Here is a 26,122-nt window from a genome sequence, read left to right on the forward strand (position 1 = left end):
GCCGATCACCGCATTGCGGGTGACACCGCCCAGTTCCTTGGCGATCTGACTGGCCGACTGGCCTTCGGCCCACATCCGCTTGAGCGTCTCGACACGCTCGTCCGTCCAGGACATCTGTTTCTCCGACTGTCTGAAGGTTGCGGGCATTCTACAGGTGCAGGGGCACTGGCCGCAAGGGCGGCGCGATTTTCGTGCGGGCTTTCCTTTGTGGCAGAAGAATCATTCCCGGTTCCGGAGGCGCACAAGGGGGCTTTTCATCGGCTCTGCGCCGCGCTATGCGATCGGCATGAACCAGATCGCATCCCTTTCGATCTCGCTGCGACGCCGATAAGGCGAAGGTTCTGGCCTGCCCGGCCGCCAAAGGGCGTTTCCGCACATTGACACCCGGCCTGACGCCCGCATAGGGCTAGGGCTTCGCATCCAAGGGGTTTTCCCATGATTTCGCCTGTGCTTCCGACCTATAACCGTGCCGATCTTGCCTTTGTCAAAGGCGAAGGAAGCTGGCTGGTGACGCAGGACGGGCGCCGATACCTGGACCTGGGCGCCGGAATCGCGGTGAACGCGCTGGGACATGCCCATCCCGCACTGGTCGAGACGCTGACCGAACAGGCGCAGAAGCTGTGGCATGTGTCGAACGTCTATCGCATTCCCGAACAGGAACGGCTGGCGGAAATGCTGGTCGATCTGACCTTTGCCGATACGGTGTTCTTCACCAATTCCGGCACCGAAACCGCCGAGCTGGCAATCAAGATGGCGCGCAAGTTCCATTATGAGAATGGCCAGCCCGAACGCACCGGCTTTGTCACGCTGGAAGGCGCCTTCCATGGCCGGTCCACCGGCGCCATCGCGGCGGCGGGGTCGGAAAAGATGGTCAAGGGCTTTGGCCCGCTGATGCCGGGATTTACCCAGATCAGATGGGGCGACCATGATGCCCTGCGCGCGGCGATCACCGACCAGACCTGCGCGGTGATCGTGGAGCCGATCCAGGGCGAAGGCGGCATCCGCGCCCTGCCCGACCAGTGCCTCAAGGGCCTGCGCGACCTGTGCGACAGCACCGGCACGCTTTTGGTGTTCGACGAGGTGCAGTGCGGAGTGGCCCGCACCGGGCGGCTGTTCGCACATGAATGGGCGGGCATCACGCCCGACATCATGATGGTCGCCAAGGGCATCGGCGGCGGCTTTCCGCTGGGGGCGCTGCTGGCCACCGAACGCGCCGCCAAGGGCATGGTCGCGGGCACCCACGGGTCAACCTATGGCGGCAACCCGCTGGGCTGCGCCGTGGGGGCCAAGGTGCTGGAGATCGTTTCCCAGCCCGCTTTCCTGGCCGAGGTGGGCCGCAAGGCCGCGCTGTTCCGCCAGGGGCTTGAGGCGCTGGTCGCCGCCCATCCGCAGGTGTTCGAGGCGGTGCGCGGCGAAGGGCTGATGCTGGGGCTGAAATGCCGGGCGGCCAATACCGATGTGGTCAAGGCCGGCTATGGCGCAGGCGTGCTGACGGTGGCTGCGGTGGACAATGTGCTGCGGCTGCTGCCCGCGCTGAACATCCCCGATGCCGACATCGCCGAGGCGCTGGCGCGACTGGACCGCGCCGCCGCCGCCACGCCGACCGCCGCCTGATTTCATCTGTCTTCAAATATCCCGGGGGTCCGGGGGCAGCGCCCCCGGCCGGGTTCCGAAAAGAAAAGCGACATGAAACACTTCCTTGATATCCACAAGACCGACGCCGGTGACCTGCGGGCGATGATCGACACGGCCCATGCGATGAAGACCGCCCGCAACGGCCGCCCCAAGGGCGCGCCGGATGACGACACCCCGCTCAAGGGCCGCATGGTTGCGCTGATCTTCGAAAAACCCTCGACCCGCACCCGCGTTTCGTTCGACGTGGGCGTCCGCCAGATGGGCGGCGAGACCATGGTGCTGTCGGGCAAGGAAATGCAGCTTGGCCATGGCGAGACCATCGCCGACACCGCCCGCGTGCTGTCGCGCTATGTCGACCTGATCATGATCCGCACCTTTGAAGAGGCGACGCTGCTGGAGATGGCCGAACACGCCACCGTGCCGGTGATCAACGGGCTGACCAACCGCACCCATCCCTGCCAGATCATGGCCGATGTGATGACCTATGAGGAACATCGCGGCCCGATCGCGGGCAAGAAGGTGGTCTGGTGCGGTGACGGCAACAACGTGGCGGCCAGCTTCCTGCATGCCGCCGGCCAGTTCGGCTTCGACTTCACCTTCACCGGGCCGGAAACGCTGGACCCGGAAGACAAGTTCGTGGCCTTCGCCCGGGAAAAGGGCAGCCGGGTGACCATCCAGCGCGACCCGTTCACCGCCGTGGAAGGCGCCGATCTGGTGGTGACGGACACCTGGGTCAGCATGCACGACCCGGAATCCGCCAAGGAACGCCGGCACAACCAGTTGCGGCCCTATCAGGTCAACGAACAACTGATGAGCCGCGCCAGGCCCGACGCGCTGTTCATGCACTGCCTGCCCGCCCATCGCAATGATGAGGCGACCAGCGCGGTGATGGACGGCCCCCATTCGGTGATCTTCGACGAGGCCGAAAACCGCCTGCACGCCCAGAAGGCGGTGATGCGCTGGTGTCTGGGGGTGTGACCCCCTGCACGCCCCGGCCGCACGGCCGGGGTATCCCTTGACAGGGGCCGCGCGCCGGCAGAGCGTGCGGCCAACCGAACAGGGAGCCTCCCCGGATGCACCGCCAGTCTGTTGCCGTCTTTGACCGTTTCCTTGCCGCGCTGTCGGCCATCCTGACCAAGGCCGAGGCGCATTGCGAGGCGCGCAGGATCAAGCCCGAGGCGATCCTGCAAGCGCGCCTTTTCCCCGACATGTTCCCCTTCACCCGGCAGGTGCAACTGGCCTGCGACTTTGCCGCCCGTCCCACGGCGCGGCTGGCGGGGGCAGAGCCGCAGGGCTTTCCCGATACCGAAACCAGCTTTGCCGAGTTGCAGGCGCGCATCGCCGCGGCGCGGGCCTATCTGGCGGGCTTCGGCCCCGAGGCGCTGGCCGGGGCGGAAACCCGGACCGTGGCCTTCAAGGCGGGCGGGCATGACATGGAGCTGCCGGGGGCGGATTTCCTGTCGTTCTATGCCCTGCCGCAGTTCTATTTCCACCTGACCACGGCCTATGACATCCTGCGTCATTGCGGGGTGGAACTGGGCAAGCGCGATTACATGGGCGTGGCATGACCACGGCGCTTCTGGTCATCGACATGCAGGAAGGCATGGCCGCGCGGACACGCGCCGGCCGGCCAAGGGCCAATCCGCAGGCGGAAGAGCATGTCGCCGCGCTGCTGGCGCTGTTCCGGGCGCGTGGCCTGCCGGTGGTGCATGTGCATCACGATGACCCCGACCCGGCTGCACCCTTCCGCAAGGGCACGCCCGACGGCGCCCCGATGGAATGCGCCCTGCCCGCGCCCGGCGAGGCGGTGTTCTGGAAACAGGGATCATCGGCCTTTGCCGGCACCGGGCTGGACGCGCATCTGCGCCGGGCCGGCATCAGCCGGATCGTGCTGGTCGGCGCGGTGGCGGCGTTCTGCGTCACCTCGACCTGCCGGTCGGCCAGCGATCTGGGCTTTCAGGTGATCCTGCCGGGCGATGCGCTGATCGGCTTCGACATCCCGGCCCATGACGGCAGCGGCCGGATCGACGCCGACACCGTGCTGCGCGTCACCCTGGCGCTGCTGGGCGCGGATTTCGCGCAGGTCGTGGCGACCGGGGCGGTGGCCGGGCTGGTCTGACAGGTCAGGCGGCGGGGGCGGCTCCGGGGTTTGCGCCGGGCGGGGCATGGCGGGCGTCGGCCATGGCCGTGCGCCCGGCCAGCGAGGCCACCACCAGCAATAGGACCGCCAGCACCGTATAGGTCGGGCGATAGCCCAGATGCCCCGCGACAAAGCCGATGGTGCCCGGCGCGACCAGGATGCCGGCATAACCCACCATGGTCACCGCCGAAATCGCGGCCCCTGCGGCATGGCCGGGGAAGTTGCCCGCAGCCGAGAACAGGATCGGCACCACATTCGCCACGCCCAGGCCCGCCAGCGCGAAGCCGGCGATGGCCAGCGCCGGCACCGGCGCGGCGGCGGCGATCAGCAGGCCCACCGCCCCGAGAATGGCCGAGGCCCGCAGCGTGCGCACGGCGCCGAAACGGTTGCGCACGGCATCGCCCAGGAACCGCATCAGCGCCATGGCCCCGGCGAAGAAGGCAAAGCCCAGCCCCGAGGTGAAGGTGGTCGCCGCCAGCTCGTCCTGAAGATAGAGCGCGCCCCAGTCGAGCACGGCCCCTTCGGGCACCATCGAGAAAAGCGCCATGCCGCCCAGAATCCAGATGCCCAGCTCACGCGGCAGCAGCCGGCCCTGCGCCGGACCTTCGGCGCGCTGCGGGGGGTGCGGCGGCTCTCCGCGCAGGGCGCGCTGTGCCACCAGCACCACGGCGGCCACCAGCGCCGCGGTGACCAGCGCCTGAACCTCGGCCGAGGTGCGGGCGATCAGCGCGCTGCCCAGCGTGCCGCCCAGAAACCCGCCCAGGCTCCAGAACCCGTGCGAAGAGGACATGATCGCCCGGCCAAGACGCCGCTCGACCTCGACCGCGTTGGCGTTCATCGCCACATCCATGCAGCCGGCCAGCGCCCCGAAGGCGGCCATGGCCAGCGCCAGCAGCCAGACCGTCGGCGCCAGCACGATCAGCGGCAGCGTCGGGATCAGCGCGAAGGCAAAGGCGCGCAGCACCGGCACGGTGCCGAAGCGGCCGATCAGCCGGCCGGCAAACAGCATGGCCGAGACCGCGCCCAGCCCAAGGCCCAGGATCAGCAGACCCAGGTCGAATTCGTTGATGCCATGGCGAGGCAGCAGCAGCGGAATCTGCGGCGCCCAGGCCCCCATGACAAAACCGTTGGCCGCGAACATCGCCGCCACGGCGGCACGGGCCCGCCTGACTTCGGCCTGGGGCATGGGCAAGGACATGGCAGAGACTCCTGTTTGCGCAAACACCCCCTACCGCCCGCCGCGCCGGACCGGAAGCCCCGCCCCGGTCACAGGATGTTTCAAGGCCGCAGGACCGGCCGGGACCGGAAAGACGGACGAATCAGCCCGCGATCAGAACCATTGCCCCGGTTCCATCAGGCCCAGGTCCATCAACTGCTGGCTGTTCCAGCCGAAGCGCACGCTGTTGTGCCAGTGGAATGTGGCGATGTCGAACCGCGATCCGGGGTTGGTGCGCAGCGCCTTGGCGGTGCGGAACGAACAGACCGTCGCGGTCAGGTTGTGGTGCCAGGGGCAGGCATAGGTGTTGTACTCCTCCTCGGAAAAGGTGAAGTCGGGGCGCAGGCGCAGGTCGGGCGCCGTGCGGAAGATCGAGATCCGGTCGATCTTGCGGCGGTTGAAGGGGATGTGCTCCTCGAACCGCCAGCGCAGCCCGCCGTGGAAATCTAGCTGCCGCTCCTTCGGTTCCCAGTTGCGATCAGCATCCTTGCGGGCTTGCGCGTAATAGCCGGACCTGTCCATATGCGCGTCTTCCAGCGAGACGGCATTGCCGAAGCGGCCCAGATCGGCGGCGTAAAGGTCGATCACATAGGTCAGCATGGCGCTGCGGCGTTCCTCGGTGTGGAAGGCCAGCATTTCACGGACGTTGCGCGATTCCCCGAAGGGGATGAACAGGTATTCCGCGTTGTAGCAGTAATACACCCAGGTGCCCGCCGGCAGGGCCGCGTTCAGCCGGTTCACCGCCCGCGGCAGCGCGGCTTCGGCAAAGACATCATGCGGGGCATGGTGAACCCGGTCCTCGAACCCTTCGGGCAGGCCGATCTCGGGCGGGGTCAGCAGGATCACCGTGCCGAAACCGGCGGCAAGGTGATGGCTCAGCGTCGAGGCGATCTCGACCTCATCCTCGGCCATGATCAGGCAGACGGGCGCCTTGGGCGGGGCTTCTTTCAGTCTGTCAAGATAGGCGGCAAGGTCGGGGTACTGCATCACGGCGTCCGGTTACACGAGTTTGGGCGCGCGCAAGTTCCGCCAATCGGCGCCGCAAGGCAAGACCTGCGGCGTTGCCGCAGCGCCGGACGCGGTGTAAGAACCGCGCTTCAGGAGGCGCCGGCCCATGAGCGAAGCGAAGAAGCTGTTTCTCAAGACCTATGGCTGTCAGATGAATGTCTATGACAGCGAGCGTATGGCCGAAGCCATGGGCGCCGAGGGCTATGTGCTGACCGAGGTGGCGGAAGAGGCGGACATGGTGCTGCTGAACACCTGCCACATCCGCGAAAAGGCCAGCGAGAAACTGTATTCCGACCTGGGCCGGCTGAAGCCGCTGAAGCTGGCCAAGCCCGATCTCAAGATCGGCGTTGCCGGCTGCGTGGCGCAGGCCGAGGGGGCGGAAATCCTGCGCCGGATGCCACTGGTCGATCTGGTGGTGGGGCCGCAGGCCTATCACCGGCTGCCCGAAATGGCGCGCAGCCCCGGTCAGGTGGTGGACACCGAATTTCCGCCGGAAGACAAGTTCGACCACCTGCCCGCCCGCAAGACCAACCGGGGGCCGACCGCCTTTCTGACCGTGCAGGAAGGCTGCGACAAGTTCTGCACCTTCTGCGTGGTGCCCTATACGCGCGGCTCGGAAGTCAGCCGCCCGGTGGCGCGGTTGCTGGCCGAGGCGCAGGATCTGGTGGCGCGCGGGGTGCGCGAGATCACGCTGCTGGGCCAGAACGTCAACGCCTTTCACGGCGAGGGCCCCGAGGGCGGGGCCTGGACGCTGGGCCGGCTGATCCGCGCGCTGGATGAAATTCCGGGGCTGGAGCGTATCCGCTATACCACCAGCCACCCCAACGACATGGACGATGACCTGATCGCCGCCCATGGCGATGCGGCCAGCCTGATGCCCTATCTGCACCTACCGGTGCAATCGGGCAGCGACCGCATCCTGCGGGCGATGAACCGCCGCCACACCGCCAACAGCTATCTGCGGCTGGTCGACCGCATCCGCGCCGCCCGCCCCGACATCCTGCTGACCAGCGATTTCATCGTGGGCTTCCCCGGCGAGACCGATGCCGATTTCGAGGCCACGCTCGATCTGGTCCGCGCCGTGGGCTATGGCGCGGCCTTCAGCTTCAAGTATTCTGCCCGCCCCGGCACCCCGGCCGCCGAAAAGCCGCCCGTGCCGGCCGAAGTGGCCGATGCGCGGTTGCAGGCCTTGCAGGCGCTGATCACCGCGCAGCAGCACGCCGCGCAAAAGGCGATGGTCGGGCGCCGGGTGGGCGTGCTGTATGAAAAGCCCGGCCGCCTGCCCGGACAGATGGTTGGCAAGTCGGATCACCTGATGGCGGTCCATGTCGATGATCCGCAAGGCCAGGTGGGCGATCTGGTTCAGGTCGAGGTCATCGCCAGTTCGACCAATTCGCTGGCCGCGCGCCGCCTGCCCGGCTGATCGGCGCCATTTTGCCCGCCCGAAAGGCAGGATCGTCGCGAAAGCTTCACATCTGCGCGCAAGATGTTGTGGCAGGGATGAAAATCCTTGCCAGATGATCCGACAGGCCGCACCATTCCCGGGAAGGCCCTTAACCCTGAGGAGACCCTATTGGGCATCAGCGCGCTGACCCCCCCGACCAAGCCCGAGGATGTTGTCGAAACGCTCCTCGAATTTCCCGACAACCGGCTTCTGATCGAGCTGTGCGGCGAGTTCGACCGCAATCTGGCGCAGATAGAGCATCAGATGGGGGTGCATGTGCTGCGGCGCGGCAACCGGCTGGCGGTGGTGGGCGAAAAGGGCGCGCGGGAACAGGCGGCGGCGGTGCTGCGGTCGCTTTATGCCCGGCTTGAGGCGGGCCGGCCGGTGGGCGCGGGCGATGTCGACGGCGCGCTGCGCATGGGCCGCCCGACGGCGCCGGCGGGCGAAGGCGAGCAGATCGAGCTGTTCAACCCCGGCATGGAACTGCGCACCCGCAAGAAACCCATCGAACCGAGGACCGAGGCGCAGAAGGCCTATGTGGCAAACCTGTTCGCGCATGAACTGGGCTTCGGCATCGGCCCGGCGGGCACCGGCAAGACCTATCTGGCGGTCGCCGTGGGGGTGACGATGTTCATCTCGGGCGCGGTGGAACGGATCGTTCTGTCGCGGCCTGCGGTCGAGGCGGGCGAGCGGCTGGGCTTCCTTCCGGGCGACATGAAGGAAAAGGTCGATCCCTACATGCAGCCGCTTTACGACGCGCTGAACGATTTCCTGCCGTCGAAACAGGTGGAAAAGCTGATCCAGGAAAAGCGGATCGAGATCGCGCCCCTGGCCTTCATGCGGGGGCGCACGCTGTCGAACGCCTTTGTCGTGCTGGACGAGGCGCAGAACGCCACGGCCATGCAGATGAAGATGTTCCTGACCCGGCTTGGCGAAGGCAGCCGGATGGTCATCACCGGCGACCGGACCCAGGTGGACCTGCCGCGCGGGGTGACCAGCGGCCTGTCGGAAGCCGAGCGCATCCTGAAGGGGGTGAAGGGCGTGAGCTTCAACTACTTCACCGCCAAGGACGTGGTGCGCCACCCGCTGGTGGCCCGCATCATCGAGGCCTGGGACGCCGACGAAGCCAGCGTCTGAGCGCCTGGTCAGAAAGCCGGGGGCGCTGCCCCCGGACCCCCGGGATATTTGCGGACAGATGAAGGGGCATGGGGCTGTGCCCCTGATGACGTTTGCCTGGAGGTCTCTGCGTCTGCGCGGGCCAGAGAGATGCGGCCGGGTGTCGCGGTCGCGCCTTGATGCAGAGAGGCTGTCAGAGACGGCGGAGGCGGATCACCACGTCAACGCGCGAAATCTCGGTTCCCTCGGGGGGCGCGGGCAGCGCCGAGATCGTCAGCTCATCCTTCGGGGCATCGGTCAGGGTGCCGGTGTCTTCCCAGAAGAAATGCGGGTGATCGTCCATACGGGTGTCGAAATAGCTGCGGGCCCCGTCGACCACCACTTCGTTCATCAGGCCGGCGTCACAAAAGGCGCGCAAGGTATTGTAGACGGTGGCCAGACTGACCTTTTCGCCCGCGGCGCCGGCCATTTCATACAGGCTTTCGGCGGTGACATGGCGATTTTCGCCGTCGCCCACCAGAAGCGACGCCAAGGCAAGGCGTTGCCGGGTCGGGCGCAGGTTGCCCCGATCCAGCCAGGAAGTGACAAGGTCGTCGCGCGTCGGCGTCATACCGCTAGTCCCATAATCTCAACATCATATATAGGTTGTATGGGATCGTTTTCAATCGAAAACCCCCGCCCCGCCGCCCGGCGCTGCCCTTGCCCTTGGTTCCGTGCCTCTGTTACACCGATGCCGAGGGAACAGACAGGAAGGCCGGGCCGATGGGGCGCTATCCGACAAGCTTCGAACGCGAGGATCTGCTCGCCTGCGCGCGGGGGGAACTGTTCGGGCCGGGCAATGCGCAATTGCCCGAGCCGCCGATGCTGATGATGGACCGCATCACCGAAATCTCGGAGGACGGCGGCGAACACGGCAAGGGCCATGTGGTCGCCGAATTCGACATCAAGCCCGACCTGTGGTTCTTCGGCTGCCATTTTCCCGGCAACCCGATCATGCCCGGCTGCCTGGGGCTGGATGGCCTGTGGCAGTTGACCGGCTTCAACCTGGGCTGGCGCGGCTGGGAAGGCCGCGGCTATGCCCTGGGCGTGGGCGAGGTCAAGCTGACCGGCATGGTGCGGCCTGACCGCAAGATGCTGCGCTACTACGTCGATTTCACCAAGGCCGTGCAGACCCGTCGCCTGACCATGGGTGTGGCGGATGGCCGGGTGGAAGCCGATGGGGAAACCATCTATCTCGTCAAGGACATGAAGGTCGCCCTCTCGGCGAGCTGACAGGCAAACGAAAGGTTCTGGCCCATGCGTCGTGTTGTCATCACCGGCCTCGGCATCGTCTCGCCCATCGGCAATTCCGTGGCCGAGGTCGAGGCCTCTCTTCGCGCCGGGAAATCCGGCATCGTCTTCGCCCCCGATTATGCCGAGCGCGGCTTCCGCAGCCAGGTGCACGGGCAGCCGAACATCGTGCTGGAAGACCATATCGACAAGCGCGACCTGCGCTTCATGGGCGATGGGGCGGCCTACAACTTCATCGCCATGAAACAGGCGGTCGCAGACAGCGGTCTGACCGAGGCCGATGTGTCGAACGAACGCACCGGCATCATCGTCGGGTCGGGCGGTCCGTCCACCAAGTCGTTTTTCAAGGCGCATAACATCGTGCGCGAAAGCGGCAGCCCCAAGCGGATTGGCCCGTTCGGCGTGACCAAGGGCATGTCGTCCACCACCTCGGCCTGCCTGGCCACGCCCTTCAAGATCAAGGGCGTGAACTATTCCATCACCTCGGCCTGCTCCACCTCGGCGCATTGCATCGGCAATGGCACCGAGCTGATCCAGATGGGCAAGCAGGACATCGTGTTTGCCGGCGGCGGCGAGGAACTGGACTGGACACTGTCCTGCCTGTTCGACGCGATGGGCGCCATGTCGTCGAAATACAACGACAGCCCGGCCACCGCGAGCCGCGCCTTTGACGCCACGCGCGACGGCTTCGTGATTGCCGGCGGCGGCGGCGTGGTGGTGCTGGAAGAGCTGAACCACGCCCTGGCGCGGGGCGCGAAGATCTATGCCGAAGTCACCGGCTATGGCGCCACCTCGGATGGGCATGACATGGTGGCCCCCAGCGGCGAAGGCGGCGAGCGGTCGATGAAACTGGCGCTGTCCACCCTGCCCCAGGGCCGCAAGATCACCTATATCAACGCGCATGGCACCAGCACCCAGGCGGGCGACGTGACCGAGGTGAAGGCGATCCGCCGCGTCTTTGGCGAAGGGTCGGTGCCGCCGATCTCGTCCACCAAATCCCTGACGGGCCACAGCCTTGGCGCCACCGGCGTGCATGAGGCGATCTATTCGCTGATCATGCTGCAGGGCGGGTTCATCGCCGCCTCGGCCAATGTCACTGAACTGGACCCGGAACTGAAGCCGGAAGAGATTGCCACCGTCACGCGCGACGTGGTGCACGATTCGGTGCTGTCGAACAGCTTCGGCTTCGGCGGAACCAATGCGACACTGGTGATGAGCGCCTTCCGGGGCTGAGGAGCAGGCCATGGCCGATCTGATGAAGGGCAAGCGCGGGCTTGTCATGGGCGTCGCCAACGAACGGTCGATCGCCTGGGGCATTGCCAGTGCGCTGGCGGCCGAAGGGGCAGAGCTGGCGTTCTCGTATCAGGGCGAAGCCTTCGGCAAGCGGGTCGAACCGCTGGCGGCCTCGGTCGGATCGGACCTGCTGGTCGATGTGGATGTGACGGATGAAGCCTCGCTGGACGCCTGCTTTGCCAAGCTGCGCGCACGGTGGGAAACGCTGGATTTTGTGATCCATGCCATCGCCTATTCCGACAAGTCGGAACTGACGGGGCGCTTCGTCAACACCACGCGCGGCAATTTCCTGAACTCGCTGAACATCTCGTGCTTCAGCTTCATCGACGTGGCCCGCCGGGCAGAAGCGATGATGCCCGATGGCGGCAGCCTCATCACCCTGACCTTCCAGGGATCGAACCGCATCGCGCCGAATTACAACGTGATGGGGGTGGCCAAGGCGGCGCTGGAAAGCGCCTCGCGCTATCTGGCCAATGACCTGGGTCCGCAGAAGATCAGGGTCAACGCCATCAGCCCCGGCCCGATGAAGACGCTGGCCGGCAGCGCCATCGGCGGCGCGCGCGCCACCTTCCGCCATACCGAGGAAAACGCCCCCCTGCGGACGAACGCCACGCTGGAAACCATCGGCGGCACGGCGGTCTGGCTGTGTTCCGATTATGGCGCGGCGACAACGGGCGAGACCATCCACGTCGATGGCGGCTATCACATCCTGGGCTTCCCGCAGGCCGGCAACATCTGACGCCTGCACGCCGGGCACGGGATCTGTTTCTCTGGAAAGACTGGAGCGGGTAGCGGGAATCGAACCCGCCCCATCAGCTTGGAAGGCTGAGGCGCTACCACTACACCATACCCGCCGCTCTGTCGTTGCCGGGGCAAGGCCTGCGGCAACGCGGTGTTGATATGCGGTTTCGCCGCGGGCTGCAAGATGACCGCGGCACCGATCAGCCGGCGGCGGTCAGCGCATCTGAGGCCGAGGCCGCGCGGGCGGCGATGCGGGCGACCACCTCTGACAGCGGCAGGTCCAGCACGGTGATGCCCAGCTCCCGAACGAACAGCGCCTCCATCCGGGTCAGCGGGGTTTCCAGCACCGCGATATGCCCGGGGGCAGAGCGTTTGGCGATCTGGCGCGCGAAGATGCGCAGCATCTGGTCATCAAAGCGCGCGCCCAGGAACAGGAAGGGCCGGCCGGTGCGGCGGGCCTGCACTTCGGGCGGGATCGGGCTCTGGATGTCGATTTCGGTCAGCACCTCGACATAATCGCTGTCCGAGATCAGCACGTCAGACCCCGCCTGCACCATGCCATGCGGCTTGTAGATCAGCGTGTGCCAGGCCGGATTGGCGGCGGCAAGGCGCGTGCCGGCGGCATCGAAGGCGGCGAACCAGGTCTCGGTGGCGATGGCCTGCCGGCTGATGCCCTGCACCCTGCCCCAGCCGGCGCCGGTTTCGGCAAAGGCGCGGATCAGGCCGGTGTCATACCAGGTGTCCACGATCAGCGGCGGGCGCACGTCCGCAAGCCAGCGCTGCACCGGGTTCGGTGCGGGCGTGCCGGCAAAGGCGCGGCGCAGGATCGCATCCAGCGTGGCGCGGAAGCGGCGGCTTTCCACGAATTGCGCGGCACACCACAGGTTACCGCTGACGCGGCGGGGAACGCGCACCTCGGATTCGATCAGGGCGCAAAGGGCGGCGGGCGTGGCGGGCAGCCCCGGCGTCAGCGCGGCGATGCCGGGGCCAAGATAGGGCACGCGCTGGCCGCGCGCCACCTGATCCAGCGCCAGATCAAGGGTGTCGGGCATCAGTCTTCCCCTGTGGTCAGGCGGCGGGCCTCGACGCTGGTGGGCAGCGCGGGGGGCACATCGAAGGCGGGCATCTCGAACAGCCAGCCGTTCGACAGCCGCGCCCAGCCGCCCCAGAGGCCGGGCTTCTCGGTCTCGACGATCATCTCTTCCAGATCCTTCTTCGCCACATAGGCCTGCAACCCTTTCGGGGTTTCGCGGATCATCAGTTTCATCGGGGCATCTCCGGGGTGGTCGGGGGAATCGGGGTCAGTTCGCGTTCGCGCATCCCGACGATGCTGCCGCGGTCGATGAATTCGATCGCGTAGATCCAGTATTGCTGAAGAAAGGTGCCGATATCGCGGACATAGCCCACATCGCCCTTGTGAACGACGATGTCGCCGATCTCATGCCCCCACATGGTGCCGTCATTGCGCACCGTCTTGCGCGACACCACCTTGTCGCCGGGGCGGAAGGCGGGGTCGCGGACCAGTTCAACCTCTTCATCCCGCATCGGTGCTCTCCTCTTCGGCCAGCCTTGCGGCGGCGGTTTCGCGGATGATGTCTTCGGCATCGCCCAGCAGGCGGCGCAGGATGTCGGGACCGGCGGTTTCGGCCACCGCATGGCGGACGCGGAAATCGCGGTCGGCGGCAAAGGGGCCGGGGCGGCGGCGGGCGGCGGCCCGGCGCACCAGCGGATCGGCGTCCAGAACAAAGCGGTCAAGCCAGGGTTCCCCGATGCGTGCAGCGACAAGGGCGCGGACCTCGGGGTCGGGGTCGGACAAGAGCAGCGGCAGAAGCCCGGCTTCGGCCCGCCGCGCCACCACGGCCCGGACGGCCGGATCGGCATCGTCGCAGAGCGGCGCAAGGTCGGGCGCCGGCAGACGGTGGGCCACGGCAATGCGGACGGCGCGGTCGGGGTCATGGCGGCAGGTCATCGCCTGCACGGCGGGCAACCGCAGCACGGCCATGGCGCGCACCGCCGGGTCAGGGTCGGACAACAGGCGCGGCAGGCGGAACAGCGTGGCATATTTCGCTGCCCGCGCGCGGGTTTCAAAATAGGGCAGCGTCAGGCAGGCGTCGGCCAGATCGGGGTTCAGCACGAAGAACCGCTCGATCCGGGGGGAATAGCGGTCCTGCGCGCAGGCCCAGCCCGGACTGCACTGACCGGGGGCCAGCCGGTCGCGGAAGGAACAGGCGGCGCAGTCCAGCGCCGCCCCCTGCCAATCCACCGGCGCAGGGCCACCCGGCACCGGATCAGACCGGTACGCAGGTGCCCGGCACCGGGCAGACGGCGGCACATTGCGGCTTGGGGAAATGGCCCACGCATTCGGTGCAAAGGGCGGCGTCGATGATGTAGCTTTCGCCCTTGAACTTGACGGCGGCGTTCGGGCATTCGAATTCGCAGGCCCCACAGGCGGTGCATTGCGACTTGATGATCTTCAGGGCCATGGCTGTTCCTTTCGTCTTGGCTCAGGCAGTACGGGTGGCGGCGGGCGCGGCCTTGCGGGCGCGGTAGACGGCGGCCACCGCGGGTTCGATGTAATCATGGGCGTGGGTGTCGATCGCCTCGATCCCGGCGGCGGCCAAATCGTCGCGCGGGCAATCCCCGATGCGGGCGCACAGGATGACCGGCACCCCCTCCAGCGTGCGGATCACCTGCGCCAGCCGGTTTTCATCGCCCGCGCCGCCGGTGCAGTAATTGTCGGCCCGGCGATGGGTGACGAAGCGGACGCCCCTGGCATCAACCTCGTAAATCCTGAATTCGGACGCATGGCCGAAGTGCTGGTTGATGCGCCCGCCGCCCTGGGTGCAGACGGCCACCAGAAGCGGCTGTTCCTGCGGGGCCACCTCGGCACGGGTGGCGGCTTCGGCTTCGGCCACCGCCGCGCGGCGGTCTTCGCGTTCATGCGCCACCCAGTCGCGCCAGGCGGCCCGGGCGGCGGGATCGTAGGCCACCTGTTCGGGCACCAGATCCATGGTGAATTCCTGCCCCCGGTCCTGCCCCAGCAGGCCCACGGCATCGGCCCGGCACTGGCGGCAGTGGCGCATCAGCTTGGCGCCGCCTTCGCAGGCATCCTGCACCGCCTTGAGTTCGGCCGCCGTCGGGCCGCGCTGGCCGGTCAGGCCGAAATGGGTGCCGTGGTCGGGGTCGGAAATCAGCGGCATGATGTTGTGCAGGAAGGCACCGCGGCGCTTCACCTCACGGTTCACCTCAAGCAGGTGGGCGTCGTTGATGCCGGGGATCAGGACCGAATTCACCTTGACCAGAATCCCGCGCGCAACCAGCAGGTCAAGCGACAGCATCTGCCGCTCATGCAGCACGCGCGAGGCTTCAATGCCGGTCAGGCGCTGGTGGTCGTGAAAGATCCAGGGGTAGATCTTCGCGCCGATCTCGGGATCAAGCATGTTGATGGTCAGGGTAACGTGGTCGATGTTCATCGCGACCAGGTCGTCGATATGGTCCGGCAGCGCGAGGCCGTTGGATGACAGGCACAGCTTGATGTCGGGGATCTGCGCCGAGACAAGGCGGAAGGTTTCCTTCGTCTTGCGCCAGTCATAGGCGGCGTCGCCGGGGCCGGCGATGCCCAGCACCGAAAGCTGCGGGATTTCGTTCGCCACCGCGATGACCTTGCGCGCGGCCTGTTCCGGGGTCAGCCGTTCGCTGACCACGCCGGGGCGGCTTTCGTTCGAACAGTCGTATTTGCGGTTGCAGTAATTGCACTGGATGTTGCAGGCCGGCGCCACGGCGACGTGCATCCGGGCAAAATAGTGATGCGCCTCTTCCGAATAACAGGGGTGGTCCTTCACCCGCGCCCAGGTGGCCGGGTCCATGTCGGCGGGGCCGCCCGACGATCCGCAGGCGGTGGCCTTGCAGCCCGTGGCTTCGGGTCCGGTGATCGACTGGCTGAGATCCTCACGCGAGGCGACTTTCAGCGATCCCAAGGTCACCAGGCCTGCCGTCATCATCGCCCCCTGTCTTTGCCGTTGCAGAAAGGGTGCAGCAAGAAGCGTGCCAGGTTGGAAAACACTGCAAATCCGGGGGGATGGCGCGGGTAGCCCGCCCCGCAAGGCGACAATGTCGCAATGCCGACAAAGGGCGTCGGGTCAGATCCGGCGGATCTCGATCCCGTGCTTGCGGATCGCATAGGCGATCTGGCGCGGGGTCATACCCAGAAGCCGCGCCGCCTTGGCCTGCACCCAGCCGGCCTGGTTCATCGCGGCCAGCAGTTCCTCACGCTCCATGTCGGCGGTCTTGCGGCGGCTGTCGCCGGTGGGCGGCGGCACAGGGGACGGCGGGGCGAAGGGGGCGATTGTCACCGGGGGCGCGGGACGTGTCACCAGCGCGGGCGGTTCCGGGTCGGCGATCAACCCCGAGGCCAGCCCGCCAATGGGCGAGGCATCGGATTTCTGCAACCGCCACAGGTCGGCCGACAGGCAACTGCCCTGCTGGCAGGCCAGCACATCCAGCCCGATCACATCGGTGTTCGACAGGGCGGCGGCGCGGTTCACGCAGTTTTCCAGCTCGCGCACGTTGCCGGGAAACTTGCAACTGCACAGCGTATCAAAGGCGTTCTGCGCGAAACTGAGCTTCGTGCCGTTCTCGCGGTTGAACCTGTCCAGAAAGACCTGCGCCAGCGGGCGGATGTCGCCGGGCCGGGCGCGCAGCGGCGGCAGCAGGATGGGCACCACGCAGATGCGGAAATACAGGTCGGCGCGGAACTGACCATGGGCGACCGCCTCTTCCAGGTCGCGGTTGGTGGCGGTGACCAGACGGAAATCAACCTTGATCGTCCGGGTGCCGCCCACCCTCTCGAGCTCGCCTTCCTGCAACACGCGCAAGAGCTTGGCCTGAAAGGCGTGGCTGATCTCGCCGATCTCATCCAGAAACAGCGTGCCGCCATCGGCCAGCTCGAACCGGCCCTTCTTCAGCCCCATGGCGCCGGTGAAGGCGCCCTTCTCATGGCCGAACAGTTCGGATTCCAGCAGCGTTTCGCTAAGGGCGGCACAGTTGACGCGGACAAAGGGCTTGTCGCGCCGGTCAGACAGGGCGTGGATGGCGCGGGCGAACAGTTCCTTGCCGGTGCCGCTTTCGCCGCGCAACAACACGGGCGCACGGGTCGGGCCGATCTTGCGGACGCGGGCGGTGACCTCGGCGATGGCGGGGCTGTCGCCGATGATGCCGTCAATGCTGACCGGGGCCTGCGGCACCACGGCGGTGGCCATGGCCAGCGCGCGGCGCGATTCCTCGATCACCCGCTCGCGGTCGCGGGCGACCATGCGGCGGAAGCGCAGCGATTGTTCCAGCAGCGACGAGACCATGGTCAGAACGGAAATGTCGCGGTCCCACCAGCCGGCACCGTCTTCCCCGGCCAGCCGGTAGGCGCAAAGCACGCCGATCACCAGATGGCTGCGGGCGTTCTCGCGCAGCGGCACCGCGATCAGGCGGACGGGCTGGCCGGCCAGCACAGGCGGAACGGCCTCGGCGCCGAACTCCTCGGCCAGATCCCAGGTCGAGATCGGCACGCCGGTGCGAAACACCATCTGGGCAATCTGTTCGGGCAGATAATCGGTGCTTGGCCCTTTCGGCGTCAGCCCCAGGCTGTTGGCCGCCACGGCCCAGGGGTTGCGCGCGCCGCTGGTGATCGGCCGGTCGGGTTCGACCAGCAGCGACAGCGATCCGTGGCACAGGCCCAGAAAGGAGCTGAGGATGTTCAGCACGCCCGGCAGCGCGGCAATCGGGTCGGGGGTGCTGGTCAGCACCTTCGCCACCTCGAAGACCGCGTTCAGCGCCAGATGTTCCTTGCGCGCGGCCCGCACCGCCGCGCGATGGGTTGGCGACAGGTCGGCGCGGGCAGAGGGGGCGGCGGGGCGGACGGCATCATTCATGGCGGTCTCGAACGGCAGGCTGGCGGAACAAGGGGAAGCGGGCTGCCCTGCCGCTCATAGTAGCAGGACGTGGCCGATGCGTCGGCAAAGCGGCCCGTCGCAGCCCGGCTGCGGCAAGACCGCGCTGCAATGCAGTAAGCCCGCCGACCGATGTGATGGATTTTCAGGCACCTTCCCCCTGACCGCCCCGACATTCATCACCCCAAAAACACCCAAAGGTTGTTTCACTCCGAATCATCTCGCCAACGCGGGCATATCGAAACCGGCCGGGGCCTGTGCCTTGCGGCGGCGTTCGAACGATCCGGCGATGCCCAGCACCAGCCGGTATTTCGCCACAGTTCGGCGGGCCAGCAGCAGGTCGGCCTTGCGGGCCAACGTCACGATGGCATCGTCCGACAGCGGCGCCTCGGGGGATTCCTCGGCGATGACACGGCGGACAAAGGCGCGGGCGCGGTCTTGCGAAACCGCCCCGTCGCCCGCCCCCGGCAGCGCCCGGCTGAAGAAGGCGCGCAGCGGCAGCGCGCCGATGGGCGTGTCGATCATCCGGCCCGCCGTGGCGCGGCTGATGGTCGACGGGTGCAGGTCCATTTCCCCGGCCACATCCTCCAGCGTCAGCGGCACCAGCGCGCCGGGCCCCTGATCCAGAAACGCCGCCTGCCGCGCCACCAGCACGGCGGCGGTGCGCAGAAGCGTGGCGTTGCGCCGTTCCAGCGCCTGCGCCAGCGCCCGCGCCTCGGCCAGCGCCTTGCGGCGGAAGCTGCGGGCGGCAGGGTCGCGTGTGCCTTCGGGCAAGCGGTCGGGCCGGACGGAAATGGCAAAGGCGGCCGAACGGTGCAGCGCGACCTGCCAGCCGCCATTCGCCCGGCGCGCCACCAGATCGGGGGGAAAGACGGGTTCGGGATCAAAGGCATAGGCCTGCCCCGGCTTGGGATCAAAGGCGCGCAACTGCCGGGCGATCTGCGGAATGTCGGCCGGTTCGCAATCGCACAGCTCGGCCAGTTCGCGGTGCCGCCCCTCGGCCAGAAGCGGCAGGTTGGCCAGCAGCGCCTCCAGCTCCCAGGTCAAGACGCCCGCCTCGCGCGCCTGCAAGGCCAGACATTCGCCCAGCGACCGGGCGAAGATGCCGGTGGGTTCAAACCCCTGCAAGCGGGCCAGGATCGCCTCGGCCTGCGCGCTGGAAATCCGTGCCTCGGCGGCGATCTGGTCAAGCGGCGGGCCCAGCCAGCCGGTCGGCTCCAGCCCCTGGGCAAAGACCAGCGCGGCGGCCCGGTCGGCGGCATCGGGAAAGGCCAGGTCGATCTGGCCCGTCACATGCGCAATCAGGCTGGGCCGGTCGGCGGCCAGCGCGGCGGCGGCGTCGAAATCGACGGCCCACCCCGGCATCCGCGGCCCGCGCAACCAGGAAATCGCCGGGTTCGCGGTGGCAATGCGGGCGATGTGGTCAGCCAGATCGCCCGCCGGCATGGACAGGATCGACAGCGACTCGCGCATCTGGGCGCTCATCACCCGGGTCTGCTGCTGGGTCTGGCCCTGGAACATTTCCATGGCCTTCAGCCTAACATGCGCGGGCCGGCCCCGCGCACAGGCGCGGTGTCGCGGCACGGGGGGCGGGCAGGATGGCGCATGGCTTTCCCCTTGGGTCCGGCAGGCCCGTCCGAACGGGCGGCCTGCCGAATTTCAGCCGAACTTGAACAGGATGCCGTAGCCGCCGCGCGGGTAAGACCATTCGATCTCGCCCGTGGCCTGACAGACGATGCGGCAGGTGCCACATTCCATGCAGCCATCGGCGGCCACCTGCACCCGGCCGTTTTCATCCAGCGCATAGCAGCCCGCCGGGCAGATCCGGGTCAGCGTCTTCAGTTGCGGGCTGTCTTCGGCCTGGTGGTGAATGCGGACATGCGGCCGCCCCTCGTCCACCATGTAGCGGTTCTGGTAAAGCCGCTCTTCCATCCGCACCGGCTTGTCCTTCGCGGTCATCTCCAGGCCCTCGCCACCTTGAACATGTCGGTGGCCACGGCCCACCACGAGCCGCGGCTTTTCTTCACGATGCCCAGCATCTGCTTTTCCTTGTCGCGCTTGGCGGTGCCATCGACGCGGAACAGCGTCTGCAGGGCCGAACTCAGCGCGCGGGGATAGGCCCCGAACAGCGCATCGCGGTTCTTTTCCAGCGTGGCCGGCAGGTGGCGGTATTTCTTCATGTCCTGCATGACGAAACTTTCGGCCAGCGCATCGCGGTAGATCTTCAGATTGGCCTCGCTGACCGGCAGGTCGGCCTTGCGCAGCGCGATGATCGCCTCGGCCGCCATGCGCCCTGTGGTCATGGCCAGGTTCGACCCTTCGCGATGCACGGCATTCACGAACTGGCCCGCGTCGCCCACGATCAGCCAGCCGTCGCCGGTCAGCTTGGGAATGGCGTTGTAGCCGCCTTCGGGGATCAGATGTGCGACATATTCCTTCATCTCGCTGCCGCGCAGCAGCGGCGCGACCGAGGGGTGACGCTTGAAGCGGTCCAGCAGCTCATACGGCGCCATGCCGGTTTCGGCATAGTCCGACACCAGACAGCCGACCCCGATCGAGATGGATTCCTTGTTGGTGTAAAGGAACCCGGTGCCCACCATGCCCGAGGTGACGGTGCCAAGCACCTCGATCACCACGCCATCGTCTTCGCCGGCCAGGTTGAAGCGTTCCTGCACCTTCTCTTCGCTGAGGAAGTGGGTTTCCTTGACCGCCAGCGCCACATGGTTGGGCTTCAGCTCGGGGCGCAGGCCGGCGCGCTGCGCGACAAGGCCGTTCACGCCTTCGGCCAGCACCACGACACGGGCAAAGACCGGGCCACCCTCGCGGTCGGTCTGCACGCCGATCACGGCGCCCGCCTCGTTGCGGACAAGGCCGGTCACCGTGGTTTCGGTGATGACCAGCGCCCCCGCCTCGCGCACCTTCTTCGAGAACCACTTGTCGAACTGCGCCCGAAGGATGGTATAGCGGTTCGGTCGCGCCTCGTTGAAATCGTCGCTGCGGTAATGGGTGCCGGTATGCGCCCGGTCATCCAGCATCCAGATGCGCTGTTCCACCACATGCCGTTCCAGCGGGGCGTCCTCGCGGAAATCGGGGATGATGCGTTCCAGTGCGTCGGCATAAAGAATGGCGCCCTGCACGTTCTTCGACCCCGGATATTCGCCGCGGTCGATCTGCAGGACGGACAGCCCCGCCTTGGCCATGGTATAGGCGGCGGCATTGCCCGAAGGCCCGGCCCCCACGACGATGGCGTCGAAATGTTCGGACATCACGCTTCCTCCAGGATACGGGTTTCGCGGCCAAGGCGTCTGGCGAAGGCTTCGGTCAGCGCGGGCAGGATCTGCAGCGCATCGGCCACCACGCCCAGATGGGCAAAATCGAAGATCCGCGCCTGCGGGTCGGTGTTGATGGCGATGATCAGGTCGGCGCCTTCCACCCCCACCCGATGCTGGATCGCGCCCGAGATTCCTGCGGCGATATACAGCCGCGGGCGGATGGTCTTGCCGGTCTGGCCGATCTGGCGCTCGGCCGGCAGCCAGCCCTTCTGCACCACCGGGCGCGAACAGCCGTATTCGCCGCCCAGCACCGCCGCCAGATCGCGGACCAGCCGGAAATTGGCCGCGTTCTGCAACCCCATGCCGCCGGCGACCACGATGTCGGCATAGGCCAGGTTCACCTCATTCGTGGTGGCATCGGCGACGAATTCCAGCACCTTGGTGATGACATCGGCCTCGGCCACGCCCAGCGTGTACCAGACGCTGCGGCCGGCGGGGCGCGTCATGTCGGGGTGTGGCATCGCCATCACCCGGGGGCGCACGGTGGCCATCTGCGGGCGGAAGTTCAGCGTGTGGATGGTGCACAGAAGCGTGCCGCCAAAGGTGGGGCGGGTGGCGGCCAGCGACATCTCGTCGTCAATGGCCAGTTCGGTGGCATCGGCCGTCAGGCCCGTCTTCAGCGTGGTGGCGACCGACCCCGCCAGATCGCGGCCCAGCGTGGTGGCCCCCAGCAGCAGGATTTCCGGCTTGTAGGCATTGACCAGCCCGGTCAGTGCCTGGGTATAGGGTTCGTTGCGGTAATCCGTCAGCACCGCATCCTTGCAGATATAGCAGATGTCGGCGCCATAGGCCCAGGTCTGGCGGATCGCCGTTCGGGTGCCTTCATCCTTGGGGCCCAGTACCACGGCGGCAAGCTGCACGCCCAGCCTGTCGGCCAGCTTGCGGCCCTCGCCCATCAGTTCCCAACTGACGGGGTGAACCTGCCCGCGTTCCAGTTCGATAAAGACCCAGACATTGCGATAGTCGCGGAAATGTTCAGGCAGTTCCTTGCGCATCCCGGCACGGCCGGCGGCGGGTGTCTCGGACATTTCAGGCCCCTTTCCGGGCGGCAAGATCCGCCTCAAGTTTCGGGTTGCGGGCGAACAGCAGGTCCAGCACGGCCTCGGCCACCTGGGCCGGGCGCTTGGCCTCGGTCGTCACCATCTCGGCCGGTTCCGACCGGGGCGATGGCGCGAAAACCTTTTTCACAACTGTGGGAGATCCGCGCAGGCCGCACATCATCGGGTTGGTCACGCCGGCCTGTTCGGCCGACCAGACCGTGACATCCGCCCGCGCCGCGCGCAGGAGATCCTGGATCGACCCGCGCCGCAGGTCGTTGATGCCTTCCATCACGGTAATCAGGCAGGGCAGACGCGATTGCAGCACCTGCACCCCGCCTTCGGCCCGGCGGCGCACCACCAGTTCGCGCTTGCCAAGGTCAATGCTGTCGATGGCCGAGACATAGGTCAACTGGTTCAGACCCAGCCGCCGCGCGATGCCCGGCCCAACCTGGGCGGTATCGCCGTCGATGGTCTGCTTGCCGGTGAAGACAATGTCGATGGGCCGGTCCTGCGCGATGGTGGTCAGTGCGGTGGCCAGCGCGAATGAGGTGGCCAGCGTGTCCGACCCGGCAAAGCGGCGGTCGGTGATCAGCACCGCCCGGTCGGCCCCCAGCCCCAGCGCGCGGCGCAGCGCGTCTTCGGCCATGGGCGGGCCCATGCACAGCACGGTGACCGCCCCGCCATACTGGTCACGCAGGCGCAGCGCCTCTTCCAGCGCATACAGGTCATAGGGGTTGATGATCGTGGGCACGCCCTGCCGCATGATCGTGTTGGTCACCGGATGCACCCGGATCTGGGCGCTGTCAGGCACCTGCTTGATGCAGACCACGATGTTCAGGCCGGTGGTGTCGGGCTTCGGCGGGTTGCCGGTCAGGTCGTCGGTCATTTCGTTCCCTCCGCAAGGCGCAGGGCCTCAAGCCCCACGAACCGTTTGGCCTTCTGGTCGGCAAAGACCTTGAACACCCCCACCTGCCGGGGCGCGGTGCCGACGAAATCCTCATAGGCGCGCAGCAGGCAGTCGCGGGCGGCCAGAAAGGCGGCATCATCCTCCAGCGCCGACAGGCGGGCGTCCTGCAGGTAGCTGCCAAAGCGTTTCATCACATGCAGCCGCGCCACGTTCACCACCTGCGGGTCATAGGGCAGGCAGAGATAATCGAAGATCTCTTCGGCCGAAGATCGGCGGGCGATCTGGTCAAGCACCGGGGCGGTCGGGGGGGCGTCGGGCATGGCGGGTCTCGCTTCGGTCAGGGCTGAGGGGGCGGGGCGGGAACCGGCTCGGCCAGCAGGCGGGCCAGATCGGCGGCGGTCAGCGGGCGCTTTTCCCGGATGGCCAGGCGGCGCAGATGCGGCAGCAGGCGGCGGGCGGTCGCCTCGTCATCGGGCAGGCCGTGGCCGGCCAGGGCGGCGCGCAGGCCGGCAAGGCCGGAATGTTTGCCCAGCACCAGCATCCGGCTGCGGCCGAACCGGGCCGGGGCGCTGCGCGGGTCTTCATAGGTGTCCGCCCGCTTGAGGATGGCATCGACATGGATGCCCGCCTCATGCGCAAAAACCATGTCGCCGACGATGGGCTTGGCCGCCGGCAAGGGCCGCCCCGAGGCCAGCGCCACCAGCGCCGACAGGCCAGGCAGCGCGGGCAAGGCGATGCCGGTGGCGATGCCCCGCGCCTCCAGCGCGGCGGCCACCTCTTCCAGCGCGGCATTGCCGGCGCGTTCGCCCAACCCGTTCACCGTGACCGACAGATGCGTTGCCCCCGCCCGCCAGGCGGCCAGCGTATTGGCGGTGGCCATGCCGAAATCGTTGTGAGCGTGAAATTCCACCGGCAGGCCCAGCCGGGGCAGCAGCGCGCGGACCAGCGCGCCGGTTTCCACCGGGTCCAGCAGCCCCAGCGTATCGGCCAGCCGGAAGCGGATCGCCCCTGCCCCGCGCGCCGCCGCCGCCACCGCCGCGATGAACGCCGGGTCGCCCCGGCTGGCATCCTCGGCCCCGACGGAAACCTGCATCCCCTGCGCCGTGGCGGCGGCCACCAGCCCCGCGGTCGCCGTCAGCACATCGGCCCGCGTCAGCCGCAGCTTGCCGTCGATCTGCCGGTCCGACACCGGCACCGCGACATGCACCCGGCGCACCCCGCTGCGCATCGCCAGCGCCAGATCGCCCGCGCGCAACCGGCACCAGACCACCGGCGCGGCGCGGGTCAGTTCGGCGGCCAGCAGTCGGATCTCGGCCAACTCCTCTTCGCCCATGGCGACGACGCCCAGTTCCATCTCGGGCACACCTGCGGCATCCAGCGCGCGGGCAATGGCGCGCTTTTCGTCCAGCGAAAAGGCCACGCCGGCGGTCTGTTCGCCGTCGCGCAGCGTGGTGTCGCACAGGATCGCGGGGTGGCGTGGCAGGCCGTCAGGCAACATGGCGGCCCCCCTGCGCTTCGGCCCAGAACGGGGTCAGCCCGCGCAGATCGTCCACGATGCCGGGCAGCACCTCGATCACGCGGTCGATGTCTTCGGCGGTGGTTTCGGCAGACAGCGAAAACCGGATCGCCCCATGCGCCGCCGTGAAGGGCACCTTCATCGCGCGGATCACATGGCTGGGCTCCATCGCGCCCGACGCGCAGGCCGACCCGGCCGAAGCGGCAATGCCGGCCGCGTTCAGCTTCATCAGGATCGCCTCGCCTTCGGCATAGTCGAAGGCCAGCGCCGCCGTGTTGGGCAGCCGGTCGCGCAGATCGCCCAGGCGCAGCACCCGGCCGATCCGCGACAGGATACCCTGCTCCAGCCGGTCGCGCAGCGCGGCGATGCGGGGCGCCTCGTCCAGCCGGGCCAGCGCCCGTTCGGCGGCCACGCCCGCGCCCACGATGCCGGGCACGTTTTCCGTACCGGCCCGGCGGCCGCGTTCCTGCTTGCCGCCGCGCAGCAGCGGGCGAAATGCGGTGCCCTTGCGCAGATAGAGCGCACCCACCCCCTTGGGGCCGTGAAACTTGTGCGCCGACAGCGACAGCATGTCGATTTCGGTCTCGGCCAGCCGCAGCGGCAGCTTGCCCGCCGCCTGCACCGCATCGCTGTGGAAGAGCGCGCCAACGCGATGCGCCATCGCCGCCAGCCCGTCGACCGGAAAGATCGTGCCGGTTTCGTTGTTGGCCCACATCAGGCTGACCACCGCCACGCGGTCGCTGAGGCTGGCGCGATAGGCGTCAAGGTCCAGCCGGCCGTCGCCATCCACCGCAATGCGATGGACCTTCACCCCCTCGAACCGTTCCAGCCCGTCGCAAAGCTGCAGGATGGCAGGGTGTTCCACGGTCGAGGTGACGATCTCGCCCCGCCCGGCCTGCACCGCCAGCGCCGCGCGGATCGCGGTGGTGTTCGCCTCGGTCCCGCCCGAGGTGAAGACGATCTCATGGTCCTGCGCCGCGCCGATCAGCGCCTGCACCTGCCGCCGCGCCTGCCGCATCGCAGCCGCAGCCTCGGCCCCGAACCCGTGCAACGATGAGGCATTGCCGAAATGCGTGGTGAAGAACGGCAGCATCGCGGCCACCGCTTCGGGCGCGGTCCGGGTGGTGGCGTTGTTGTCCAGATAGATCGCCATGGCCTGCCCCCTGCCCCCGCTCAGCTTTTCATCACCGGCACGCAGCGGACCGTGCGGCCCAGCGCGGCAGAGAGTTTCAGCCCCAGCCCGCCCAGCGTCAGCGAGGCAACCTGACAGCCCGCGCAGGTGCCGGTCAGCGTGACCATCACCCGGATGCCGTCGATATCGACAAGCTGCACATCGCCGCCATCGGCCCGGAAGGTGGGGCGCATCTCGGCGATCACCCGCTCGGCGATCTGCATCTCGGCCAGGGCGCCGCGGCGAACGGCGGGGCGCAGCGCGGCGGCGGGGGCGCTGATCTGCATCGGCGGGCCGCCGGTGCGGCGCGCGCGCATCGCCGGCGGCTGGCGCG

The 26,122-nt window shown here is 67.7% G+C and carries 29 protein-coding genes and 1 tRNA gene; 9 read left to right on the forward strand and 21 right to left on the reverse strand.

Annotated elements, in window-relative coordinates; all coding sequences use genetic code 11:
* Positions 1-114: GcrA family cell cycle regulator (locus C5F44_RS16270; RefSeq protein WP_328588515.1), on the reverse strand; the 114-nt coding region annotated here is incomplete at its 3' end.
* 321 nt (positions 115-435) lie between these two features.
* Here C5F44_RS16270 and C5F44_RS16275 point away from each other — a divergent pair.
* From C5F44_RS16275 to C5F44_RS16290, 4 genes are all read left to right on the forward strand, one after another.
* A complete protein-coding gene (locus tag C5F44_RS16275; RefSeq protein WP_107674604.1) occupies positions 436-1,614 on the forward strand; it encodes an aspartate aminotransferase family protein in 1,179 nt (392 codons plus the stop codon).
* Between the two features lie 72 nt (positions 1,615-1,686).
* Complete coding sequence (argF, locus tag C5F44_RS16280; RefSeq protein ID WP_107674605.1) at positions 1,687-2,613, forward strand: ornithine carbamoyltransferase; 927 nt, start codon at positions 1,687-1,689, stop codon at positions 2,611-2,613.
* A 95-nt stretch (positions 2,614-2,708) separates the two neighbouring features.
* Positions 2,709-3,203 (forward strand): DUF1993 domain-containing protein, encoded by a 495-nt coding sequence (locus C5F44_RS16285; RefSeq protein ID WP_107674606.1) that lies wholly within the window; start codon positions 2,709-2,711, stop codon positions 3,201-3,203.
* Positions 3,200-3,754 (forward strand): cysteine hydrolase family protein, encoded by a 555-nt coding sequence (locus C5F44_RS16290; RefSeq protein ID WP_107674607.1) that lies wholly within the window; start codon positions 3,200-3,202, stop codon positions 3,752-3,754. The genes C5F44_RS16285 and C5F44_RS16290 overlap by 4 nt, the downstream gene beginning before the upstream one ends.
* 4 nt (positions 3,755-3,758) lie before the next feature.
* Here C5F44_RS16290 and C5F44_RS16295 read toward each other — a convergent pair whose 3' ends face one another.
* Together C5F44_RS16295 and C5F44_RS16300 are read right to left on the reverse strand one after the other, a co-directional pair.
* Positions 3,759-4,961 (reverse strand): MFS transporter, encoded by a 1,203-nt coding sequence (locus C5F44_RS16295; protein WP_107674608.1) that lies wholly within the window; start codon positions 4,959-4,961, stop codon positions 3,759-3,761.
* 144 nt (positions 4,962-5,105) lie between these two features.
* Complete coding sequence (locus C5F44_RS16300) at positions 5,106-5,978, reverse strand: glycosyltransferase family protein (RefSeq protein WP_107674609.1); 873 nt, start codon at positions 5,976-5,978, stop codon at positions 5,106-5,108.
* 127 nt (positions 5,979-6,105) lie between these two features.
* Between C5F44_RS16300 and miaB the strand changes: the two genes are divergently transcribed.
* Both miaB and C5F44_RS16310 read left to right on the forward strand, forming a co-directional pair.
* A complete protein-coding gene (gene miaB / locus C5F44_RS16305; RefSeq protein WP_107674610.1) occupies positions 6,106-7,422 on the forward strand; it encodes a tRNA (N6-isopentenyl adenosine(37)-C2)-methylthiotransferase MiaB in 1,317 nt (438 codons plus the stop codon).
* A 150-nt stretch (positions 7,423-7,572) separates the two neighbouring features.
* Entirely contained in the window at positions 7,573-8,580 is a 1,008-nt protein-coding gene (locus C5F44_RS16310) for a PhoH family protein (protein WP_107674611.1), read from the forward strand.
* A gap of 172 nt (positions 8,581-8,752) precedes the next feature.
* Here C5F44_RS16310 and irrA read toward each other — a convergent pair whose 3' ends face one another.
* The gene (gene irrA, locus C5F44_RS16315) at positions 8,753-9,169 is read right to left on the reverse strand and encodes an iron response transcriptional regulator IrrA (protein WP_107674612.1); all 417 of its coding nucleotides are present in this window, start codon (positions 9,167-9,169) and stop codon (positions 8,753-8,755) included.
* Positions 9,170-9,321: 152 nt separating this feature from the next.
* On the opposite strand from irrA, the gene fabA reads away from it, so the two are divergent.
* From fabA to C5F44_RS16330, 3 genes are read left to right on the forward strand one after another with little or no spacing between them, the layout of a single operon-like run.
* Entirely contained in the window at positions 9,322-9,831 is a 510-nt protein-coding gene (gene fabA, locus C5F44_RS16320) for a bifunctional 3-hydroxydecanoyl-ACP dehydratase/trans-2-decenoyl-ACP isomerase (RefSeq protein WP_107674613.1), read from the forward strand.
* Positions 9,832-9,855: 24 nt separating this feature from the next.
* Complete coding sequence (gene fabB, locus C5F44_RS16325; RefSeq protein ID WP_107674614.1) at positions 9,856-11,082, forward strand: beta-ketoacyl-ACP synthase I; 1,227 nt, start codon at positions 9,856-9,858, stop codon at positions 11,080-11,082.
* Between the two features lie 10 nt (positions 11,083-11,092).
* Positions 11,093-11,881, forward strand: a complete 789-nt coding sequence (locus C5F44_RS16330; protein ID WP_107674615.1) for an enoyl-ACP reductase FabI — start codon at positions 11,093-11,095, stop codon at positions 11,879-11,881.
* Between the two features lie 41 nt (positions 11,882-11,922).
* On the opposite strand, the gene C5F44_RS16335 is transcribed toward C5F44_RS16330, so the two are convergent.
* From C5F44_RS16335 to C5F44_RS16415, 17 genes are all read right to left on the reverse strand, one after another.
* Positions 11,923-11,996, reverse strand: a tRNA-Gly gene (locus C5F44_RS16335).
* Positions 11,997-12,083: 87 nt separating this feature from the next.
* Positions 12,084-12,938, reverse strand: coding sequence for an SIR2 family NAD-dependent protein deacylase (locus C5F44_RS16340; RefSeq protein WP_181318307.1), 855 nt, complete (start codon positions 12,936-12,938; stop codon positions 12,084-12,086).
* Entirely contained in the window at positions 12,935-13,150 is a 216-nt protein-coding gene (nifT, locus tag C5F44_RS16345; RefSeq protein ID WP_107674617.1) for a putative nitrogen fixation protein NifT, read from the reverse strand. The genes C5F44_RS16340 and nifT overlap by 4 nt, the downstream gene beginning before the upstream one ends.
* Positions 13,147-13,428: a nitrogen fixation protein NifZ gene (locus C5F44_RS16350; RefSeq protein ID WP_107674618.1), complete on the reverse strand. Its 282-nt coding sequence runs from the start codon at positions 13,426-13,428 to the stop codon at positions 13,147-13,149. The genes nifT and C5F44_RS16350 overlap by 4 nt, the downstream gene beginning before the upstream one ends.
* Positions 13,418-14,167, reverse strand: a complete 750-nt coding sequence (locus C5F44_RS16355) for a 4Fe4S-binding leucine-rich repeat protein (protein WP_107674619.1) — start codon at positions 14,165-14,167, stop codon at positions 13,418-13,420. Before C5F44_RS16355 ends, C5F44_RS16350 begins: the two co-directional genes overlap by 11 nt.
* A gap of 4 nt (positions 14,168-14,171) precedes the next feature.
* Positions 14,172-14,366: a 4Fe-4S binding protein gene (locus C5F44_RS16360; protein ID WP_107674620.1), complete on the reverse strand. Its 195-nt coding sequence runs from the start codon at positions 14,364-14,366 to the stop codon at positions 14,172-14,174.
* Between the two features lie 21 nt (positions 14,367-14,387).
* Complete coding sequence (nifB, locus tag C5F44_RS16365) at positions 14,388-15,881, reverse strand: nitrogenase cofactor biosynthesis protein NifB (protein ID WP_107674630.1); 1,494 nt, start codon at positions 15,879-15,881, stop codon at positions 14,388-14,390.
* Positions 15,882-16,022: 141 nt separating this feature from the next.
* Positions 16,023-17,804 carry a nif-specific transcriptional activator NifA gene (nifA, locus tag C5F44_RS16370; protein WP_107674621.1) on the reverse strand — a complete coding sequence of 594 codons (1,782 nt, stop codon included), beginning with the start codon at positions 17,802-17,804 and terminating at the stop codon, positions 16,023-16,025.
* Between the two features lie 234 nt (positions 17,805-18,038).
* Complete coding sequence (gene rpoN, locus C5F44_RS16375; RefSeq protein WP_107674622.1) at positions 18,039-19,349, reverse strand: RNA polymerase factor sigma-54; 1,311 nt, start codon at positions 19,347-19,349, stop codon at positions 18,039-18,041.
* Between the two features lie 132 nt (positions 19,350-19,481).
* Positions 19,482-19,781 carry a ferredoxin family protein gene (locus C5F44_RS16380; RefSeq protein WP_107674623.1) on the reverse strand — a complete coding sequence of 100 codons (300 nt, stop codon included), beginning with the start codon at positions 19,779-19,781 and terminating at the stop codon, positions 19,482-19,484.
* Positions 19,778-21,088: an FAD-dependent oxidoreductase gene (locus tag C5F44_RS16385; RefSeq protein ID WP_107674624.1), complete on the reverse strand. Its 1,311-nt coding sequence runs from the start codon at positions 21,086-21,088 to the stop codon at positions 19,778-19,780. The genes C5F44_RS16380 and C5F44_RS16385 overlap by 4 nt, the downstream gene beginning before the upstream one ends.
* Positions 21,088-22,182 carry an electron transfer flavoprotein subunit alpha/FixB family protein gene (locus C5F44_RS16390; protein WP_107674625.1) on the reverse strand — a complete coding sequence of 365 codons (1,095 nt, stop codon included), beginning with the start codon at positions 22,180-22,182 and terminating at the stop codon, positions 21,088-21,090. Before C5F44_RS16390 ends, C5F44_RS16385 begins: the two co-directional genes overlap by 1 nt.
* Position 22,183: 1 nt before the next feature.
* Positions 22,184-23,080, reverse strand: coding sequence for an electron transfer flavoprotein subunit beta/FixA family protein (locus C5F44_RS16395; RefSeq protein ID WP_219908696.1), 897 nt, complete (start codon positions 23,078-23,080; stop codon positions 22,184-22,186).
* On the reverse strand, positions 23,077-23,421 hold the full coding sequence (locus C5F44_RS16400) for a nitrogenase-stabilizing/protective protein NifW (protein ID WP_107674626.1): 345 nt from the start codon (positions 23,419-23,421) through the stop codon (positions 23,077-23,079). Before C5F44_RS16400 ends, C5F44_RS16395 begins: the two co-directional genes overlap by 4 nt.
* 17 nt (positions 23,422-23,438) lie before the next feature.
* Entirely contained in the window at positions 23,439-24,599 is a 1,161-nt protein-coding gene (gene nifV / locus C5F44_RS16405; RefSeq protein ID WP_107674627.1) for a homocitrate synthase, read from the reverse strand.
* A complete protein-coding gene (nifS, locus tag C5F44_RS16410) occupies positions 24,589-25,770 on the reverse strand; it encodes a cysteine desulfurase NifS (protein WP_107674628.1) in 1,182 nt (393 codons plus the stop codon). The genes nifV and nifS overlap by 11 nt, the downstream gene beginning before the upstream one ends.
* A 20-nt stretch (positions 25,771-25,790) precedes the next feature.
* The coding region (locus tag C5F44_RS16415; RefSeq protein ID WP_181318306.1) for a NifU family protein at positions 25,791-26,122 on the reverse strand (332 nt) is incomplete at its 5' end.

The sequence above is a fragment of the Fuscovulum blasticum DSM 2131 genome (assembly GCF_003034965.1).
In the GTDB taxonomy this organism is placed as follows: Bacteria; Pseudomonadota; Alphaproteobacteria; order Rhodobacterales; family Rhodobacteraceae; genus Pseudogemmobacter; species Pseudogemmobacter blasticus.